Origin of the sequence: Vibrio sp. 10N.222.51.C5, from assembly GCF_041474575.1 — a bacterium.
In the GTDB taxonomy this organism is placed as follows: Bacteria; Pseudomonadota; Gammaproteobacteria; order Enterobacterales; family Vibrionaceae; genus Vibrio; species Vibrio crassostreae_C.
In genome coordinates this window covers 1-299 of the sequence record NZ_JBFRUJ010000129.1, presented here as the reverse complement: position 1 = coordinate 299, position 299 = coordinate 1, and the positions used below count along the sequence as shown (strand labels likewise).

Here is a 299-nt window from a genome sequence, read left to right as displayed (position 1 = left end):
ATCCTGCACGACCCACCATTTCCTCCCAAGGAAATAAAAATATGGGGCTATAGCTCAGCTGGGAGAGCGCCTGCCTTGCACGCAGGAGGTCTGCGGTTCGATCCCGCATAGCTCCACCATTCCTTCCATTAGGAATTAAAACTTTATGGGCGATTAGCTCAGTTGGGAGAGCACCTGCCTTACAAGCAGGGGGTCACTGGTTCGAGCCCGGTATCGCCCACCATCTTTAAGCATTCTCGTAAGAGAGTATTTAAAAATGGGTTTAAAAGTTTAACACTTAAAACTCTTGCTCTTTAACA

The 299-nt window shown here is 47.5% G+C and carries 2 tRNA genes; both read left to right on the top strand.

Annotation, left to right across the window (positions count from 1 at the left end):
• The first annotated feature begins 43 nt into the window (after positions 1-43).
• Positions 44-119: transfer RNA gene (locus AB4558_RS21970), tRNA-Ala, on the top strand.
• Positions 120-147: 28 nt separating this feature from the next.
• Positions 148-223, top strand: a tRNA-Val gene (locus tag AB4558_RS21965).
• Positions 224-299: the final 76 nt, after the last annotated feature.